The 16,559-nt window shown below is 64.4% G+C and carries 13 protein-coding genes; 6 read left to right on the top strand and 7 right to left on the bottom strand.

Annotated features, from left to right (window positions below):
* Positions 1 to 79: 79 nt before the first annotated feature.
* The 5 genes from L981_RS22560 to L981_RS22540 form a co-directional block, all read right to left on the bottom strand.
* On the bottom strand, positions 80 to 1,099 hold the full coding sequence (locus L981_RS22560; protein WP_043621382.1) for a LacI family DNA-binding transcriptional regulator: 1,020 nt from the start codon (positions 1,097 to 1,099) through the stop codon (positions 80 to 82).
* Positions 1,096 to 2,052, bottom strand: coding sequence for an ABC transporter permease (locus tag L981_RS22555; RefSeq protein WP_043621380.1), 957 nt, complete (start codon positions 2,050 to 2,052; stop codon positions 1,096 to 1,098). The genes L981_RS22560 and L981_RS22555 overlap by 4 nt, the downstream gene beginning before the upstream one ends.
* Complete coding sequence (locus L981_RS22550) at positions 2,049 to 3,041, bottom strand: ABC transporter permease (RefSeq protein WP_043621415.1); 993 nt, start codon at positions 3,039 to 3,041, stop codon at positions 2,049 to 2,051. Before L981_RS22550 ends, L981_RS22555 begins: the two co-directional genes overlap by 4 nt.
* Positions 3,041 to 4,546 carry a sugar ABC transporter ATP-binding protein gene (locus L981_RS22545; protein ID WP_043621377.1) on the bottom strand — a complete coding sequence of 502 codons (1,506 nt, stop codon included), beginning with the start codon at positions 4,544 to 4,546 and terminating at the stop codon, positions 3,041 to 3,043. The genes L981_RS22550 and L981_RS22545 overlap by 1 nt, the downstream gene beginning before the upstream one ends.
* Before the next feature lie 160 nt (positions 4,547 to 4,706).
* Entirely contained in the window at positions 4,707 to 5,732 is a 1,026-nt protein-coding gene (locus L981_RS22540; protein WP_043621413.1) for an ABC transporter substrate-binding protein, read from the bottom strand.
* 451 nt (positions 5,733 to 6,183) lie between these two features.
* Between L981_RS22540 and L981_RS22535 the strand changes: the two genes are divergently transcribed.
* The 6 genes from L981_RS22535 to L981_RS22510 all read left to right on the top strand — a co-directional run bounded on the left by L981_RS22535 (position 6,184) and on the right by L981_RS22510 (position 12,369).
* Positions 6,184 to 7,002, top strand: coding sequence for a DUF3100 domain-containing protein (locus L981_RS22535; RefSeq protein ID WP_043621374.1), 819 nt, complete (start codon positions 6,184 to 6,186; stop codon positions 7,000 to 7,002).
* Positions 7,003 to 7,017: 15 nt separating this feature from the next.
* On the top strand, positions 7,018 to 7,530 hold the full coding sequence (locus L981_RS22530) for a hypothetical protein (RefSeq protein WP_043621371.1): 513 nt from the start codon (positions 7,018 to 7,020) through the stop codon (positions 7,528 to 7,530).
* 114 nt (positions 7,531 to 7,644) lie between these two features.
* A complete protein-coding gene (locus tag L981_RS22525) occupies positions 7,645 to 8,802 on the top strand; it encodes a M20 aminoacylase family protein (protein WP_043621368.1) in 1,158 nt (385 codons plus the stop codon).
* A gap of 24 nt (positions 8,803 to 8,826) precedes the next feature.
* Positions 8,827 to 9,744 (top strand): LysR family transcriptional regulator, encoded by a 918-nt coding sequence (locus L981_RS22520; RefSeq protein WP_245281691.1) that lies wholly within the window; start codon positions 8,827 to 8,829, stop codon positions 9,742 to 9,744.
* Between the two features lie 180 nt (positions 9,745 to 9,924).
* Positions 9,925 to 10,809: an NAD(P)-dependent oxidoreductase gene (locus L981_RS22515; RefSeq protein ID WP_043621362.1), complete on the top strand. Its 885-nt coding sequence runs from the start codon at positions 9,925 to 9,927 to the stop codon at positions 10,807 to 10,809.
* An 18-nt stretch (positions 10,810 to 10,827) separates the two neighbouring features.
* Entirely contained in the window at positions 10,828 to 12,369 is a 1,542-nt protein-coding gene (locus L981_RS22510; protein WP_043621359.1) for an aldehyde dehydrogenase family protein, read from the top strand.
* A 74-nt stretch (positions 12,370 to 12,443) separates the two neighbouring features.
* On the opposite strand, the gene L981_RS22505 is transcribed toward L981_RS22510, so the two are convergent.
* Together L981_RS22505 and L981_RS22500 are read right to left on the bottom strand one after the other, a co-directional pair.
* The gene (locus L981_RS22505; RefSeq protein WP_245281690.1) at positions 12,444 to 14,726 is read right to left on the bottom strand and encodes a TonB-dependent siderophore receptor; all 2,283 of its coding nucleotides are present in this window, start codon (positions 14,724 to 14,726) and stop codon (positions 12,444 to 12,446) included.
* A gap of 669 nt (positions 14,727 to 15,395) precedes the next feature.
* Complete coding sequence (locus tag L981_RS22500) at positions 15,396 to 16,355, bottom strand: 3'-5' exonuclease (RefSeq protein ID WP_043621356.1); 960 nt, start codon at positions 16,353 to 16,355, stop codon at positions 15,396 to 15,398.
* Between the last annotated feature and the right edge of the window lie 204 nt (positions 16,356 to 16,559).

Below are 16,559 nucleotides of genomic sequence, written 5' to 3'. Positions count from 1 at the left end.
TCTTCTCCCATTGATCGATTTTGGTAACGGCGGGGTGCAAGCGCAAAACCGCACGCGGCTTTCCTCGTCCCACCTCCGGCTATTTTCGCGGCGGTGCGGTGCTGCCACGGATGTTGAGCGTGGTCGGCAGGACGATGGCCGGCTCTGTGCCGACCTCGCCATCCGAGAGGACGTTGAGAAGCTGGGACATCGCCGTGCGGCCGATGTCGGCGCGCGGCTGGCTGACCGTCGTCAGCGGCGGATAGAAGGCTTTGCTGAGATAGAGGTCGTCGAAGCCCACGACCGAGACGTCGCCGGGTACGTCGCGGCCAAGGCGTCTGAGCGCATGGATTGCGCCATAGGCCATCTCGTCGTTGGCGGCGAAGATCGCCGTCGGCGGTTCCGGCAGCGCGAAAAGGTCCGCGGCGCGGGCCTCGCCGCTTTCAAGCAGGTAATCGCCGCGAACCTCGTACCCCTCGGGGATATCAAGGCTGGCGGCCTTCATGGCGGCTCGGTAGCCGTCACGGCGGTGAAGCGCCATGACCTCCGGCAACGGACCGGCGATATGGGCGATGCGGCGATGACCGAGCGCGATCAGATGTTCGACCCCAGCCTGAGCCGCGGCGACATTGTCGATCTGCACATGCGGGAAACCGGATCCCTCGATCATTTCCAGCGCGATAACAACAGGCAGATGCGAGAGATCAGCACTTTCACCCGGCTGCGGTGGCGGCAGCTTGCCGGTCATCAGGATCATGCCGTCGGCATGGCCGTCGCGCAGCATGTTGAAATACTCGACCTCGCGGTCCGGGTCGTTCTCGGTGTTGCCCATGAGGACGGCGTAGCCGGCTTCGCGCGCCGTCGCCTCCACGCCCTTGAGGATCTCGAGATAGAAGGGGTTGCCGACATCGCGCACGACGAGCAGCACCGACATCGACCGGCGCGTTCGCAAGTTGCGGGCGCTGACATTCGGGCGGTAGTTGAGTTCGCGCGCCAGCGCGTTGACGCGCTTGCGTGTCTCGTCGGTCACCAGCGACGAGCCGCTCAGCGCCCGCGACACGGTTGCGACCGAGACGCCGGCGCGCTCCGCGATATCCTTGATCTTCGGCCGCTCGCTCATGCCCGCATCGCCCTCCCGCGGCCATAGAACAGCATGAGCAGCAGCAGGGTGGCGCCGAATACCATCTGACGCCCGGATTCGTCGATGTTCACGGTCGTCAGGATGCCCTGGAGGATGACGAGCAACAGCGCGCCCGCCATGGTGCCTGTATAGCCGCCCTTGCCACCGGCAAGAGACGTGCCGCCGAAGACGACGGCGATGATCGACGACAGCATGTATTGCTCTCCGACATTGGCAAAGGAGGAGCCGGAATAGCCGAGCAGGCAGAGCCCCGCAATCGCCGCGAACATGCCGGAGATCATGAAGAGACCGATGCGCATGAGCCGGACCGGCACGCCGGCCATATAGGCCGCATGCTCATTGGAACCGATCGCGTAGATGCGGTGGCCGAAGACCGTTCGATGGAGCAGGAAGGCCATGACCAGGCCGATCGCGATCCAGAGCCAGATGATACCGGGAATGCCGAGCGCCAACGGCTGGGTCACGAAGGCGGAAAGCCCCGGTGCGGCGCGGCCCGAGGGAATGCCCTGGCGGATGACGACCAGCAGACCCTGCAACACACCGAGCATGCCGAGCGTCATCACCAGCGGCGGGATGCGCAGCAGCGTGACACCGAGCCCGTTCAACAGTCCGAAGAAGGCGCCGGCTGCGAGGCAGGCGAGCACGGCCGGCAGGATGCCGCCATCGGCACCGTTCATGACATTGCCGGCGATGATCGCCGAGAGCGAGACGACGCCGCCGACGGAGAGATCTATGCCCTCGCGGCCACCGAGAATGACGACATTCTGGCCGGCGGCAACGATGCCGAGCAGCGAGGCGACGATCAAGAGCCGCAGGATCTGGTCGGCCGTTGCAAAACCAGGCGACAGGCTTTGGCCGAGAACAAGCAGCGCGACGATGAGGATCAGCGCCACGACCAGCGGCTGTTTGAAGAAGGCGAAAACCGAACTCATGCCCGCGCCCTCCGGCCGGCGAGCACGCCGGCGATCAAGACGATCAGAATGGCGAGGCCCTGGACGAAGTTCTGCCATTCCGACGGCGTGCCCATGAAGAAGACCAGCGAATTGACGAGGCCGATCGTCAGCGCGCCGAGGAGCGAGCCGACCACCGTCGTCCAGCCGCCAGCAAGCGCACTGCCGCCGAGCACGACGGCGGCGACGCTGTAGAGCGTCATCTTGCCGCCGACCAGCGGATCGCCGCTTGCCGTATCGCCCGTCAGGCAGAAGGCTGCGAGCGCCGAGAACAGGCCGCACAGAAGGTAGCCCTTGATGCGGACCGCGACGACGGGAAGCCCCGTCTGATAGGCCGCCTGCTGGTCGTCACCAACGGCCAGAAGCTCGGTGACGATGCGCGTGCGCGACAACAGAAAGAGTAGGATCGCGAGGGCCGCGAGCACGTAGAAGACGAAGGGCAGGCCGAGCAGCCGTCCGCCATAGGTGCGCCAGAAGATTGTCGGCGCCGGCGTGCCGGCGACGGGCATGACATAGAGCGCCAGGCCGGTGAAGAAGATGCTGGTCGCAAAGGTCGCGACGATCGCCTGCAGCCGAAGAGCCGCAACGACCAGTCCGTTGACCAACCCGCAGGCAAGACCGATGAGGAGCCCAAGCGTCAGCGCAAGCAGCACTGCGCCTGCGCCGCCGCCCCAGCGCTCCATCAGCACGACGATTGCGACATTCACCAGCGACAGCGTCGCGCCGGCGGAAAGGTCGATGTCGCCGGCGGAGACGACATAGGTCTGTGCGATCGCGAGCATGACCAGCGCCATGTAGGTGCTGAGCAGGCCCGTCAGCGAGCGGAAGCTTAGGCTGTTGGGCGAAAAGAGGCCGTTCAGCGCAAGCAGCGCGATGAGGATGACCAGCGCTGGCAGGAACGGGTAACGCTCGAGCCAGGAGCGCAGGCCGCCACTCCCTGGCGTAGAAATGTCTGTCGCGGTCGAAGTCATCATGCGGCCTCGTAAGCAGCCTGGTAGAGGTTGTAGCGGGTGCGATCGTCGCCGGTCAGTTCACGGGTCACCGAGCCGCCGTTGAAGACGAGGATGCGGTTGGCGTTGCCGAGCAGCTCGGCGTCCTCGGACGAATAGAGCAGGATGCCGAGGCCTTCGGCCGCAAGCTGGCGAATGAGCGCAAAGAGATCGGCCTTGGCCTGGAGGTCGATGCCCTTGGTCGGGTCGTCGAGCAGCAGCACGTCGGGCCGATCGATCAGCCATCGGGCGATGATCACCTTCTGCTGGTTGCCGCCGGAAAGCGAATTGATCGGATGGAAGAGGCTCGCAAACTTGGTGTGCATCGCTTCGAGCGCCGGCATTGCTTTTTCTTTGAGGCTTGAGGGTCGCGCAAGTATCAGCCGGTCGCGCAGATAATGGATAGGCGTGACGTTCTCGATGATCGGGCGGCCGCTGATGACGCCGTCGCGACCGCGGTCGCCGGAGACATAGGCGCAACCACGCCGGATGGCGTCGCGCGGGCTTTTGGCATCGTAGCGTTGGCCGCCGAGCGTCACCGCGCCGGATGTGACGGTGCCCGCGCCGAAGATGGCCCGGAGCAGCGCCGACTGCCCCTGCCCGTGCAGGCCGCCGAGGCCGAGGATCTCGCCCTTTGCCACCTCGAAGCTGACATCACGAAAGCCCTTGCCCGAGAGGTTGCGAGCGGAGATTGCCGCCTTTGCCCCGCTTTCCACCACGGCGGGTGCCGAGGACCTTGCCGCCGGCATGTCGCTGGCGCCGCCGACCATCAGCCGGATGACCGTTGCCGGATCGGTCTCGGAGAGCTTGAGCGTCTCGATGGTTTCGCCATCGCGGATAATCGTGACGCGATCGCCGATCGCGGTGATTTCGTCCATGCGGTGCGAGATGAAGATGATGCCGCGCCCTTGCGCCTTCAGATCGCGCAGGATCTCGAAGAAGCGATCAACCTGGGCGCGGTCGAGCGCCGAGGTCGGTTCGTCGAAGATCAGGATCGGCGCTTCGCTGGCGAGCGCCTTCATGATTTCGACCAGTTGCCGCTGGTCCGCCCTGAGATTGCCGACCAGCGATTCTGCATGAAAACCCTCGCCGGAGACTTCGGAAAAAAGCGCGATGTAACGCGCCGCGCGCGCCTTCAACGCCGCCCGGTCGATGAAGAGACCCGCCTTCACCGGCAGGGCGGAAAGGCAGATGTTCTCCTCGACCGACCGGTGGCTGGCGAGGCTGAGCTCCTGGTAGAAGATTCCGATGCCGGCGGCACGTGCGGCTTGCGGCCCGGGAATCGTCACGGGCTTGTCGTTGATCAGGATCTGGCCGCTGTCGGGTCGCACGCTGCCGGCAATGATCTTGCAGAGCGTGCTCTTGCCGGAGCCGTTGGAGCCCATCAGCACATGCACCTCACCGGCAGCGATCTCGAGATCGCCGCGGCGTAGCGCCAGCGTTGCGCCGTAAGCCTTGCTCACGCCGTTCAGTCTCAGTTTCGACATCGGCTGTCGTCCACTTGGTTGCTTGCCGCATCATCAGGGATGCCCGTGTCTCGGGACAGGCTCCACTGCAGCGCTCTTTCACGCCGATCAGCCTTGTTCGCCATCGGCGGCATCGGTCGCCAGGCGGCTCAAGACAGGAGCCGCCTGGCACCCCCCCTGCTTACTTGAACAACGCCGTGGCGTCGTCGATCGAAAGCGCGTTGGTGTAGGAGTAATAGCCCGGCTTGCCGTCGAGCTGCTTGGCAGCGTCGCCAAGGTTCTTCGAGTCGATGAACGGGATCGGCAGATACATGGCGTTCTTGTACTGCCCGGCCGTTGCCGGCTCCTTCAGTTCCTTGCCCTGCAGCATCAGCACCGCGACGTTGAGCGCGCTTGCCATGACGCCGGGCGGGTTGACGGTCGCGCCGGAGTTCAGCTTGTCCTTGCTCCAGAGATCAATGAAGTCCTTGCGGATTTCGCCGGTCGCGGCGATCTGGCTGGTCTTGCCGGCATCCATGATCGACTTCCAGGCGCCGGCCGCCATGCCGTCCTGCACGACGACGCCGTTGATGTCAGGATAGGTTGCAAGGATGTTCTGCATCGCCTGCTGGCCCTGGGCCTGATCCCAGTTGGCGTTGACCTCGTTGACCACCTGCAGATCCGGATAGTCCTTGAAGACGCTCTTGTAGCCGGCAACGCGCATCTCATTGGCCGGGTGACCGGCGACGCCGTTGATCGCGACGACCTTGCCCTTGCCGCCGAGCGTATCGGCCAGCCACTTGGCGCCGGCTGCCCCCCAGGCGGTCTGGTCGATGCCGACATAGGTCGCATCCGGCGAGGAGACCTCGGCGTCGGTTGCGATCACCAGAATGCCGGCTTCCTTCGCCTGGGCGAAGATCGGATCGAAGGCCGTCGGGCTGTTGGGGTTGATGATGATGGCGTTGACGCCCTCGGCGATGAAGTTGCGCACATGCGCGATCTGGCCGGGCACGTCGACATTGGCGCTCTGGACGGAGACTTCGACATCGACGCCCTTTTCCTTCCACTTCGCCGCGGCCTCCTTGGCCTCGTCGATCATCTGCGTGCGCCATTCGCTGCCGACCCAGCCGTTGGACAGGCCGATCTTGAAAGTCTCGGCATTGGCGAAAGAAGCGGAAATAGCAATGGTTGCGACAGCGCCTAGCGCTGCGGCGATAAATTTCTTCATCAGATCCTCCCAAATCTTGCGAAAACCATCAAGCCAGAAAATGTAATCGATTTCAATGGGCATTTTCAGGGAATTTTGTGCGTTTTCGTTTTCCGTCGCCGGGAGGATCAAGGTGATGATGGAAAGCGTCGGGCGCGCGCAGAATAGACTTCGGCACGTGTCTCACTGAGAGAGGCCAATAGCGCTTGGCTCCCCCTCCCCGCTGTGCGACAGCAAGGGCAGAGGCGGCGACGATTCGTCGTTGCGCCAACTGGAATGAACTGCAGGAATGACGCCATGACATGAAGGCGCTCAGGGATTAATCCCGATGGCCGCCCGAACAGCGGCCCGCCCGTTGCTCAAATCGCAACACTTCGTTGCTTGCCGGCCGGCTAGCCGCAATTTGCCCTCACCGCCTACTCTGAACGCTGGGCAAAGAACAACAACTGGCTCCCAACCAGAGGAGAACATCATGACCGGGAAAACCGGAGCCGCCTCGGGCGCGCTCTATCTGCATATCCTTGTGCTGGCGATCGTCATCGTCTCCGAGCTGATCGGCATTCAGCGTCTGCCGATCGGTATCGGCACCGTCATCTTCCTGCCGATCCTTTACGCCTTCGCGCTCGGCATCGCCTTCAATCCGGCCATTTTCAAGGCGACCGGCAAGTTCCTGTCGCGCGATGCGGTCAAGCTTTCCGGCGCGATGATCACCGTTGCCATCATGCCATTCATCGCCAAGTTCGGAACGACGGTCGGCCCGCAGATTTCGCAGATCATCGAGGCCGGCCCGGCGCTGGTGCTGCAGGAACTCGGCAATCTCGGCACGATCATCGTCGCCTTCCCGGTCGCCGTGTTTCTCCTGAAGATGGGCCGCGAAGCCGTCGGCGCCACCTATTCGATCGACCGCGAGCCGAACATCGCGCTGATCGCCGACAAATACGGCCTCAACTCGCCGGAAGGTGCGGGCGCCATGGGCGTTTATGCGACCGGCACGCTGATCGGCACCTTCGTCTTCGCCATCATGCCGCCGATCGTGCATGGCCTCGGCATCTTCGACGTGCGCGCGCTCGCCATGTCCTGCGGCGTCGGCTCCGGCTCGATGCTCGCCGCCTGCACCGGCGGTCTTGTCGCCGCCGTGCCGGACCAGAAGGACATCATTCTCGCACTCGCCGCCGCCAGCAACATCCTGACCTACGCCACCGGGCTTTATGTCGGCATGTTCGTCGCGCTGCCCTTGACGGAGTGGCTCTACAACAAGGCTCGCCCGTCCGAGCGTCGCACCGCAGCCTGATCGGGAGAGAGAACCATGACCAACCAGAACACTTCCGCCAACTACGCCGACGATCTCCCGCTGAACCCGGAGGACGAGCGCAAGCTCGACGTCGTCGGCCATGCGGGCCTGCTGATCATCGCCTGCGCCATCGGCCTTGTCGCCAACTGGGTCGGTACCGGCACCTCGCCGCTTACCGCACTGCCGGGCATGGCGACGCTATATGCCGCCTGCATCGTCGGCCTGGCGCTCGCCCGCTTCGTGCCCTTCTACCTGCCAAGCGTCGCCTGGGTCTCGCTGATCGCGATCCTTATTACCATCCCGGGCGTACCGGGCGCGGCCTGGGTCAGCGAACAGGTCGAGCACCTCAACTTTCTCGCATTGGCGACCCCGGCGCTTGCCTATGGCGGCCTTGCCTTGACGGCGAACGAGTTCGCGATCGCCCGCCGTTCGGGCTGGAAGATCGTCATCGTCGCGATCTGCGTAATGGTCGGCACCTATATGGGCTCGGTCGTCGTCGCCGATCTCTTCCTGCGCCTCGGCCAGTAACGCGGGGAGCCCAATTCCAGGAAACTGCGAAGCGGTTTTCCGTCTGGAACTGTGCAAAAGAAAAGGGTCGGCCGCTCTGCGGCCGGCCATCCCTCAAATGACAGGACGCACGCCATGACACGCCACGACATCAGCCCCGAGCGCATCGAGGAAACGATCCGCTGGCGTCATCACCTGCATGCCCATCCCGAGCTTGCCTTCGAGGAACGCCAGACCGCAACCTTCATCGCCGGCAAGCTTGGCGAATGGGGCATCGCCGTGAAGGACGGTTACGGCGGCACCGGGCTTGTCGGCACGCTCAAGCGTGGCACGTCCGGCCGATCCATCGCCATCCGCGCCGACATGGACGCGCTGCCGATCGTCGAGACGAGCGGCGTCGCATACGCCTCGAAGACGACGGGCAAGATGCACGCCTGCGGCCACGACGGCCACGTCGCCATGCTGCTGGCCGCCGCCCGGCAGGCGAGCGAAATGGACTTCGACGGCACCGTGCATTTCATCTTCCAGCCGGCCGAAGAGGCCGAGGGCGGCGCCCGCGTCATGGTCGCCGACGGCCTCTTCCGTGATTTCCCGGCCGATGCCGTCTATGCGCTGCACAACTGGCCGGCGCTCGGTGTCGGCACGGTGGTTGCCCGCGACGATGCGATGATGGCCGCCTTTGGGGTGTTCGAGATCACCATTACCGGTCGCGGCGCCCATGGCGCGATGCCGCATGAGGGCGCCGACCCGCTGGTGGCCGCCGCTCAGATCGTCACGGCCTTGCAGACGATAGCCAGCCGCAACGTCTCGCCGCTCGAAGCCGCCGTCGTCTCCGTCACGCAGATCCACGGCGGCGACGCCTGGAACGTGATCCCGGAGAAAGCCGTGATCCGCGGCACCACGCGCTGGTTCGACAAGGCGGTCGGCGATACGCTCGAAAGCCGCATGCGCACGCTCGTTTCTGCACTTGCCGAGGGGCTCGACTGCACGGCCGAACTCGACTATCAGCGCCGCTATCCGGCGACGATCAACGATCCCGCAGCCGCCGCGCTCGCACGCTCGGTCGCCGCGGCAGACCCGGCCTTGACGGTCGTCGACGCAGCCCCAAGCATGGCCGCCGAGGACTTCGCCTTCATGCTCGACGAGCGCCCCGGCTGCTATCTCTGGCTCGGCGCAAGACGCGAGGGCGCCAATCCCGGCCTGCATTCGCCGCATTACGATTTCAACGACGCGATCATCGGCCAGGGCGTAAACCTCTGGACACGCCTGATCGCGACCTCGCTTGGTCGTTGACCCCAAGGGGATTCCGTCGCATCCATGACCACCATGGACGTACTCGACGCGAAAGCGCTCAGGATCTTTATGGCGGTTGCGCGCATCGGTTCGATCCGGGGCGCTGCGGAGCATATGGGGCTGGCGCCATCGGTCGTCAGCCGCCAGATCGCCGACACCGAACGCGACATCGGCCTGTCCCTCTTCGAGCGCACCGCCCGCGGCACGGTTTTGACCGACGCCGGTGAACTGGTGCTCGAACACGGCAAACGGGTGCTCGAGGACAACGGGTTGCTCGCCGAGCAGCTCGACCAGATCCGCGGCGTGCAGCAGACCCGCATCCGCATTCGATGCGGCGAGGGCTTCATGGCCGATTTGGTGGAGCACGGGCTCTCGTCGTTTTCGAAAGCGCATTCCTATGTGCGCTACATCGTCGAGCTCGGCAGCACCGAAGATGTCGTCGACGCCATCGCCAACAGCGATGCCGATATCGGCATCGCCTACAATCCCCTGACCGAGCCGCGCATCCGGGCGCTGGCGATTGCGCGCCAGCCGCTCTGCGTCATCGTGCCGGCGGGCCATCCGCTTTCCGAGCGAAGCGCCCTGAAACTTGCCGATTGCCTCGCCTTCCCCTGCGCGCTGCTCGGCAAGGGCAATGGCGTGACCCAACTGGTGGCGCGCGTGGCGGCCGATGCGGGGCTGGCGCTGGCGCCGCTGCTCGAAACCCATTCGATCGAGGTGCTCCGCCGCTTCGTTGCAGCAAGCCTCGGCGTCACCTTCCTGCCGCGCACGTCCGTAACCGTGGAAATTACGCGCGGGTCCATGCAGGCGATCGACCTCGCCGATCCGCTGCTGAGCGAGGCGAGCGCGCATCTGATGGTGCGGGCGCACCGCCGCCTGCCGCTGTCGGTTGAAAAACTCGGCCAGCATCTCGCACGCGAAATGCAGTCCTTCCGGACTTAGACGACCGTCCTCGGCTCCATGAAAACCGCGCGCCGCTGACGCTCGCCTGCCCCGTCGTCGGCGGCCGAGCAGACGTTGCCACGCCAGCAACGCATTGTACCAGGCGCGCCGTCTACCCGCTCGCCAGCCCGCATGCCACCTTCGCCGGATCATCAAGATCATATGAGGGTACAGCGGATCATGACGGCGGAACGAACGACAGTGGGCGTGGTGGGTTTGGGCGCCATGGGGCTCGGCATGGCGACGACGCTCGCCGGCAAAGGCTTTGCGGTCAAGGGCTTCGACCTCTCCGAGGCCCGGCGCACGCTTGCCGCCGAAGGCGGGGTGACCCCGGCCGAGGCTCTGACTGACGTCTTCATCGACACCAACTTCATCGTCTTCTCGCTGCCGACCGCAAAGGACGTGGCAGCCGTCGTCGAGGCCAATCTCGAGGCGCTGAAGGAGTCCGGCCGGCGGGTCGTCATCATCGACACATCGACCTCCGAGCCGGATGTCTCGCGTGATCTCGCCGCCGCCCTTTCCGGCCTCGGCCACGGCTTCATCGACGCGCCTGTCTCCGGCGGACCGGCGGGTGCCGCAAGCGGCAAGCTGACGATGATGATCGGCGGCAGCGATCAGGACGTCGGCCTTGCCGGCCCGGTGATCGACGCGATGTCGGCCAAGGCCCTGCATGTCGGCCCGAGCGGCGCCGGCAACGTCGCCAAGCTCGTCAACAACCTGCTCGCCGCCGCCCATATGGTGACGACGGGCGAAGGGCTGAAGCTGGCGCTTGCCGCCGGGCTCGATGCCGAAGAGGCGCTGAAAGTGCTCAACGCCGCCTCCGGCAAGTCGATGATCAGCGAAGTGCATTTCCCGACCTGGGTGATGAACGGCCGCTTCGACAGCGGCTTCACCATGGGCCTGATGCGCAAGGACGTGCGGCTTGCCAGCGAGCTTGCGGCCCGCACCGGCGCCGATCTGCCGCTCTCGGGCGCGGTCGCCAAGCTCTGGGCCGAAAGCCCGCTCGACAACGCCGAAGACTTCACCCGCATGGGCGCCTTCCGCCCCGTGGCCAACGACAACTGAGACTTGAAGGGAACGACGATGAACGACATGACCATGCCCGCCAAGGCCGAGCGCATCCGGGCGCTGTTCCACGGCCTCATCCCCGGCACCGAGATCGGCAGCTATGTCGACGGCACGCTAGTGCCCGGCTCCGGCGACGAACAGGCGCTCACCGATCCGGCGACCGGCGAAATCTTTGCCACCTTCAAGGATGCCGGCGCTGATGTCGTCGATGCGGCGCTGCAGGCGGCGGCGCGCGCCCAGCGCGAATGGATCTCGATGACCGCTTCGGCCCGCGGCCGGGTGATGAACGAGATCGCCCGCAAGATCCGCGAGCGCGCCGGGGAGATCGCCGAACTCGAAAGCCGCTCGGCTGGCCGGCCGATCCGCGACATTCGTGGCGAGGCGGTGCGCGTCGCCGAGATGTTCGAATATTATGCCGGCTGGTGCGACAAGCTACATGGCGAGGTGATCCCGGTTCCGACCTCGCACCTGAACTATACCCGCAACGAGCCGGTCGGCGTCGTCGCCCAGATCACCCCCTGGAACGCACCGCTCTTTACCGGCGGCTGGCAGATCGCGCCGGCGATCTGCGCCGGCAACGGCGTCGTCATCAAGCCGTCGGAACTGACGCCGCTGAGCACCCTCGTGCTCGGTGCGCTCTGCGAAGCGGGCGGCGCGCCGCGCGGCCTCGTCAACGTCATCGCCGGCCAGGGCGTGACTGCCGGCCAGGCGATGGTCGCCCATCCGAAGACGGCGCTCGTCGTTTTCGTCGGCTCGGCGCTCGCCGGTTCGGCGATTGCCGCGGCAGCGGCGAAGAACGTCGTGCCCTGCATCCTCGAACTCGGCGGCAAGTCCGGCAACATCGTCTTTGCCGATGCCGATATCGACCGTGCCATCGTCGGCGCCCAGTCGGCGATCTTCTCCGGCGCCGGCCAGAGCTGCGTTGCCGGCTCGCGTCTGCTCGTGCATCGCTCGGTGCATCAGCAGTTCGTCGAACGTTATGCTGAGGCTGCCGCCCGCATTCCGGTTGGCGATCCCTATCTGGATACGACGCAGATCGGTCCGATCAACAACGCCCGCCAATGGGCGAAGATCGAGGAAATGGTCAAGCAGGGCGTGGCCGAAGGTGCGACGCTTGCAACCGGCGGCGCCAAGCCGGCTGCCCTTCAGTCCTCCGGCGGCTTCTATTTCGCGCCGACCATTCTCGACAACGTCAAGCCGGACATGACGATCGCCCGCGAAGAGGTCTTCGGCCCGGTCGTCGGCGTTACCGTCTTCGACGACGAGGAAGAAGCGGTGACCCTCGCCAACGACAATCCTTATGGCCTTGCCGGTGCGGTCTGGACCCGTGATGTCGGCCGCGCCCACCGGGTCGCGTCAAAGGTGCGGGCCGGGACCTTCTGGATCAACGGCTACAAGACGATCAGCGTCATGTCGCCCTTCGGTGGCTTCGGCCGCTCCGGCTATGGCCGTTCCTCCGGCCGCGACGCACTGATGGCCTATACCCAGACGAAGAGCATCTGGGTCGAGACCGCGGAAAACCCGGCCGTCGTCTTCGGCTATTCGCCGGAAGCCTGATCAGCACGATCCCGAAACGAGAAACGGCCGGCGAAATGCCGGCCGTTTCTTTTTGTGACTGAAGTTCCGCTGGCTCAGAATTCGAATGCGGTCGACACCATGAAGGTGCGCGGCGCGCCGGCGGCAAGGAAGCCACGGGCTGACGAGGCCCAATAGTTCTCGTCGAAGACGTTCTGCACGGTCGCGCGCACTTCCACCGGCTTGCCGCCTTCGCGCTCGAAGGAATAGCGCGCGCCGAGATCGACCCGCGTCCAGTCCGAAACCTTCTGCGTGTTTTTCTGGTCGTAGTAGGTGCTGCCGGTGTAGACGAGGCGGCCCGTCAGCGTCAGGTTCTCGACCCAGGGAGTGTCATACTCGCCGTAGAGGCTGACCGCGACATCCGGAACGCCGGGAACACGATTGCCATCGAACCGTTCCCCTGTCCGCGAGTTTTCTGCCTTATCGAGCTTGGCGTCCATGAACGTGACCCCGCCAAGCAGGCGAACACCGTCAACCGGTTCGCCGTAGGCCGAGAGCTCGAGACCACGGTTAACCTGCAGGCCGTCGACGGCGAAGACGCCACCGGTCGTCAGACCGTTGGGCTGTCTGATCTCGAACAGCGCTGCGCCCAGCATCACCTCGCCGAGATCGTACTTGAGGCCGATTTCCTTCTGCTTGCTGACGACCGGAGGGAATATCTGGTTGCTGTTCACAGCGGTGGACGGCGCTGACGGCCCTTCGGTCAGGGCTTCCACATAGTTGGCATAGACCGAGAGGCTGTCGGAAACGTTGAAGAGAGCGGCGACGGCAGGACTGAACCGGGATTCTTCGTAGTAGTAGGTCTGCTGACCAAGCGGCACGGCACCGGGACGCGTATTGTAGCCCCGCACACGCATTTCCTGATAGCGCCCGCCGACCGTCAGCTGGAACCGATCCTCGGCGAACGAAAGCGTATCGGAGATTGCAACGCTAGTCGCGAGCAGGTCAGAAAATGCATGTAGGTCGTTCGAGCGCGGAAGTCCGCCCGTATTGACCCAATCGCTCGGCACATAGATCGGGTTGTAGATATTCGTCATATAGCTTCTGAAGCCGAGCCGACCGGGATGGAAGTAGCCGCGGTTGTTCTCGTTGAGCGCCCGGCTTACGGAAACGTTCAGTTGGTGACCGACGGGACCGGTATCGAACTCAGACCGAAGGCCGATTTCCCCCGAGACACCTTGGATCTCCTGCGGATTGTAGCCGAATTCGGCCAGTGCATCGCCCTTGGAGTTCTGAATTGTGTAGGAGGTGCTCAGGAAGTCCTCGCGGTAGCGGCTGATGCCGCCGGCCGCGTAAACAGTGGTGTTATCCAGCACGTCGAATTCGATGCGACCAGCGGCCATGTTATGCTCGCTGTCGTGGTATTCGAACGGGTTGGATGTGTTGATCCGGCCGTCCGGCGCTTCCGGGATCTTGATGCCCGGCGCTGCCGCGTTGAACAGCGAGGCCGGCGCATTGATGTTCTGCTTGGAGTGGTTGATGTCGAGCGAGGCGCGTACCCGTTCGCCGCGATAGTCGAGGCCGAGCGACAGCACGCCGATCTCGTTCTCGTTGTGATCAAGCGCCGTGTCTCCGCCGCGATAGGATCCGTTGAAACGGACGCCCCATTCGCCCTCGGGTCCGAAACGGCGACCGACATCGAGGTGCGACCACAGTTGCGAGTCCGACATATAGGTCGTCGTCAGCCGCGTCAGCGGCTCGTCGGTGGCGCGCTTGGGCACGAGGTTGATGGTTCCGCCGACGCGGCCGACGCCACCGTTGACCAGCGCGCTCGGGCCCTTCAGCACTTCGACCCGCTCGATGCCCTCAAGCGGGCTGCGGCGCGGATTGGTGATGTAGAACAGGCCGTCATAGGCGGTGTCCAGATTGGTGACCGAGAAGCCGCGGATGAAGAAGGAGTCGCGCTCGCTGAATGCCGGCGCATCCATGCGCACGGACGGATCGTTGAGCGTGATGTCGGAGATCGTTCGCGCCTGCTGATCGCGGATCAGCTTGTCCGTATAGCTGGTGATGCTGAACGGCGTTTCCTTGACAGGGCGGTTGCCAAGCGCGCCGAGCCGCGCACCCGTTGCCATCTGACCGCCCGCATAGGGAGCCGAAGGCTGGCCGATGGTGCCGGTCTCGGGCGGCTGGCCGCCCGTTTGCCCGACGGCCACGATGGGCGCCAGTTGCGTCGCGCCGCCCGAACTGCGTTCAGCCTGGGCCGGGCTTTCGACCCGGTTGGTCTTGCGCGCCTCCTGCGCCGACGTCGCTACGGCGGACATCGCCAGCAGCGACACACCCGCCAGAACGACTTTGCCTCGCCGACGCGAAACCGAATTGAACCTGCCCCTTGCCATTCTCTTACCCCTGTAACTTCGATTAACGTGAATTCCGTATCCGCCACGGTCGCCGGCCGAACCCAGCCGCCGCTCAGAACGCGACGCACGCGCCTTGCCCGTTGAACAACGGTGCAGGGCGAGCCCCAGACATTGCGTTCAGTTGCGGCTATTTCGACCGACAGACGGGTCTCGTGCGCAGCAGCTCGCTTCGGCAAAGCGGGTGCGTGACCGGCCCTTCGGTCACTGCGCGTGCGGTTACGCCGATGCAGGCCCGCAGCCAGACAAAGTGTCGGCGACCGCGGGGCGTCCCATGGTTGGGAACAGTCTCAAAACTGGGCGACATTGCGAACATCGGCATTGAAACATCAACTATAACAACGGCATAAAACTTGAATTTCTAAGTCAAGTCTGTGCACGTATAGTCGGATTCGGCCGGGCGTCCACGCTTTTTGTGCGTGAATTCAGCGGTTAACGGTAAACCGGACATTGCCTGCCAGATGCGGAATGACGGGTAATCGGGCCTGGCGGGTCCGTTATCTCACGCCGGACGGCACAACCCACTCCAACGCAGGCCGGCCGATCGGAAACCGGGCCATCCGAAGATCGATGGGAAAAGGATGCCCTTATCGAGCGACGCCCCTATCCACCCAAGGGCCGCTCAGTCCTCCGGAGCGGCTCGCTCGCCTGTCAGGCGCGGAAGCGATCGAAAGCGGTCAAGCGCTTGATCGGCGGATCGGCTTCCTTCCAGCGGTAGATCTCCGAGCGGAGATAGCCGAGTTCGTCTTCCAGTGCGGTTTCGGCGACCTCGACCCACCAGGCTTTCGGGCGCCCGTCGCTTCCGTCAGACCAGCGGTAGCCGCGGGCTTTCAGGTGATCCTTCATGTCGAACGGGCTGTTTTCCGCAAAAATGCGGACGCGCGATCGCAGGCTCGCCTGGTAAAGCTCGGCAAAGGGTGTTTCGCCGGAGCCGCCATCCTTGGCAAGGACTTCGAGCAGAGCGAAACAGTCGTCGACCGCCCGATGGCCGTCGTGGAAGTAGCCGGCCTGCCCGATCAGGTAGCCGAGTTTCGTGCCTTCGAAGCCGCGAGAGGACCAATCGACCTCGGAGACGGAACAGGCCCACGCCTTTCCGGCGAAAACGGGCGAGAAGGCCTCGCAGAAGGGCCGGTCGAAGCCGGCATTGTGGGCGATGACAAGGTCCGCCTTTTCCATCAGCACCCGCACCTCATCGAGGTCGATCGACTTTCCCGCAACCATCTCGTTGGTGATGCCGGTCAGGCGGGTGATTTCCGCGGGGATCGGGTTGGTCGGCTGGCGCAAGCCGCCGAAAACGCCGGTCACATCGCCGAGGTTCCCCTTCTCATCGAAGGTAAAGGCGACCAGCCCGATCTCGATGATCTCATCCTTGCGATGGTTGAGCCCGGTGGTTTCAGTATCGAGGATAACGCCATGCAGCGGAAAGCCGGGACGAGCGACGGGCACCACGGAACGCGGCACGAGCCGCTGCAACAGGCGATAACGACCCGTCGCCTGAAGGTGACGGACCATGTCTTCCTCGTTCAGCGATGCTCTTTTGACCGCTGAGCCACCGCCTGCCTTTTTGGAGGTGGCCTCGCTCGAAGCAAAGAGGTCGAACTGCTGCGTCATTCGGTTGTCCCGCACATTAACGACTCACACGCGTGCGCTCCAGAATAGCCGCTAACGGGCATGCTTCCCAGAAAATCAGGAAGAAGGCGCAGGAGCGCCTGTTTTTCAGGGGCAAAAGATGGGGAAACTGACCCTCGCTTCAATAGGCTGCGGCGGCACTGTCGTCCCTACCCCCGTCAACACGGGGTGCAGAAACGACAGTGC

The organism is Ensifer sp. ZNC0028, from assembly GCF_000799055.1.
Classification (GTDB): Bacteria; Pseudomonadota; Alphaproteobacteria; order Rhizobiales; family Rhizobiaceae; genus Ensifer.
Note: the sequence above shows the minus strand (reverse complement) of the source record. Positions and strands in the feature narration are given on the sequence as shown.

Excerpts from the sequence above, each read along its gene's own strand:
- L981_RS22510 (WP_043621359.1), top strand. The coding sequence starts at position 10,828 with ATGAACGACATGACCATGCCCGCCAAGGCCGAGCGCATCCGGGCGCTG.
- L981_RS22515 (WP_043621362.1), top strand. The coding sequence starts at position 9,925 with ATGACGGCGGAACGAACGACAGTGGGCGTGGTGGGTTTGGGCGCCATG.
- L981_RS22540 (WP_043621413.1), bottom strand. The coding sequence starts at position 5,732 with ATGAAGAAATTTATCGCCGCAGCGCTAGGCGCTGTCGCAACCATTGCT.
- L981_RS22535 (WP_043621374.1), top strand. The coding sequence starts at position 6,184 with ATGACCGGGAAAACCGGAGCCGCCTCGGGCGCGCTCTATCTGCATATC.
- L981_RS22550 (WP_043621415.1), bottom strand. The coding sequence starts at position 3,041 with ATGACTTCGACCGCGACAGACATTTCTACGCCAGGGAGTGGCGGCCTG.
- L981_RS22555 (WP_043621380.1), bottom strand. The coding sequence starts at position 2,052 with ATGAGTTCGGTTTTCGCCTTCTTCAAACAGCCGCTGGTCGTGGCGCTG.
- L981_RS22560 (WP_043621382.1), bottom strand. The coding sequence starts at position 1,099 with ATGAGCGAGCGGCCGAAGATCAAGGATATCGCGGAGCGCGCCGGCGTC.
- L981_RS22545 (WP_043621377.1), bottom strand. The coding sequence starts at position 4,546 with ATGTCGAAACTGAGACTGAACGGCGTGAGCAAGGCTTACGGCGCAACG.
- L981_RS22505 (WP_245281690.1), bottom strand. The coding sequence starts at position 14,726 with ATGGCAAGGGGCAGGTTCAATTCGGTTTCGCGTCGGCGAGGCAAAGTC.
- L981_RS22525 (WP_043621368.1), top strand. The coding sequence starts at position 7,645 with ATGACACGCCACGACATCAGCCCCGAGCGCATCGAGGAAACGATCCGC.
- L981_RS22530 (WP_043621371.1), top strand. The coding sequence starts at position 7,018 with ATGACCAACCAGAACACTTCCGCCAACTACGCCGACGATCTCCCGCTG.
- L981_RS22500 (WP_043621356.1), bottom strand. The coding sequence starts at position 16,355 with ATGACGCAGCAGTTCGACCTCTTTGCTTCGAGCGAGGCCACCTCCAAA.
- L981_RS22520 (WP_245281691.1), top strand. The coding sequence starts at position 8,827 with ATGACCACCATGGACGTACTCGACGCGAAAGCGCTCAGGATCTTTATG.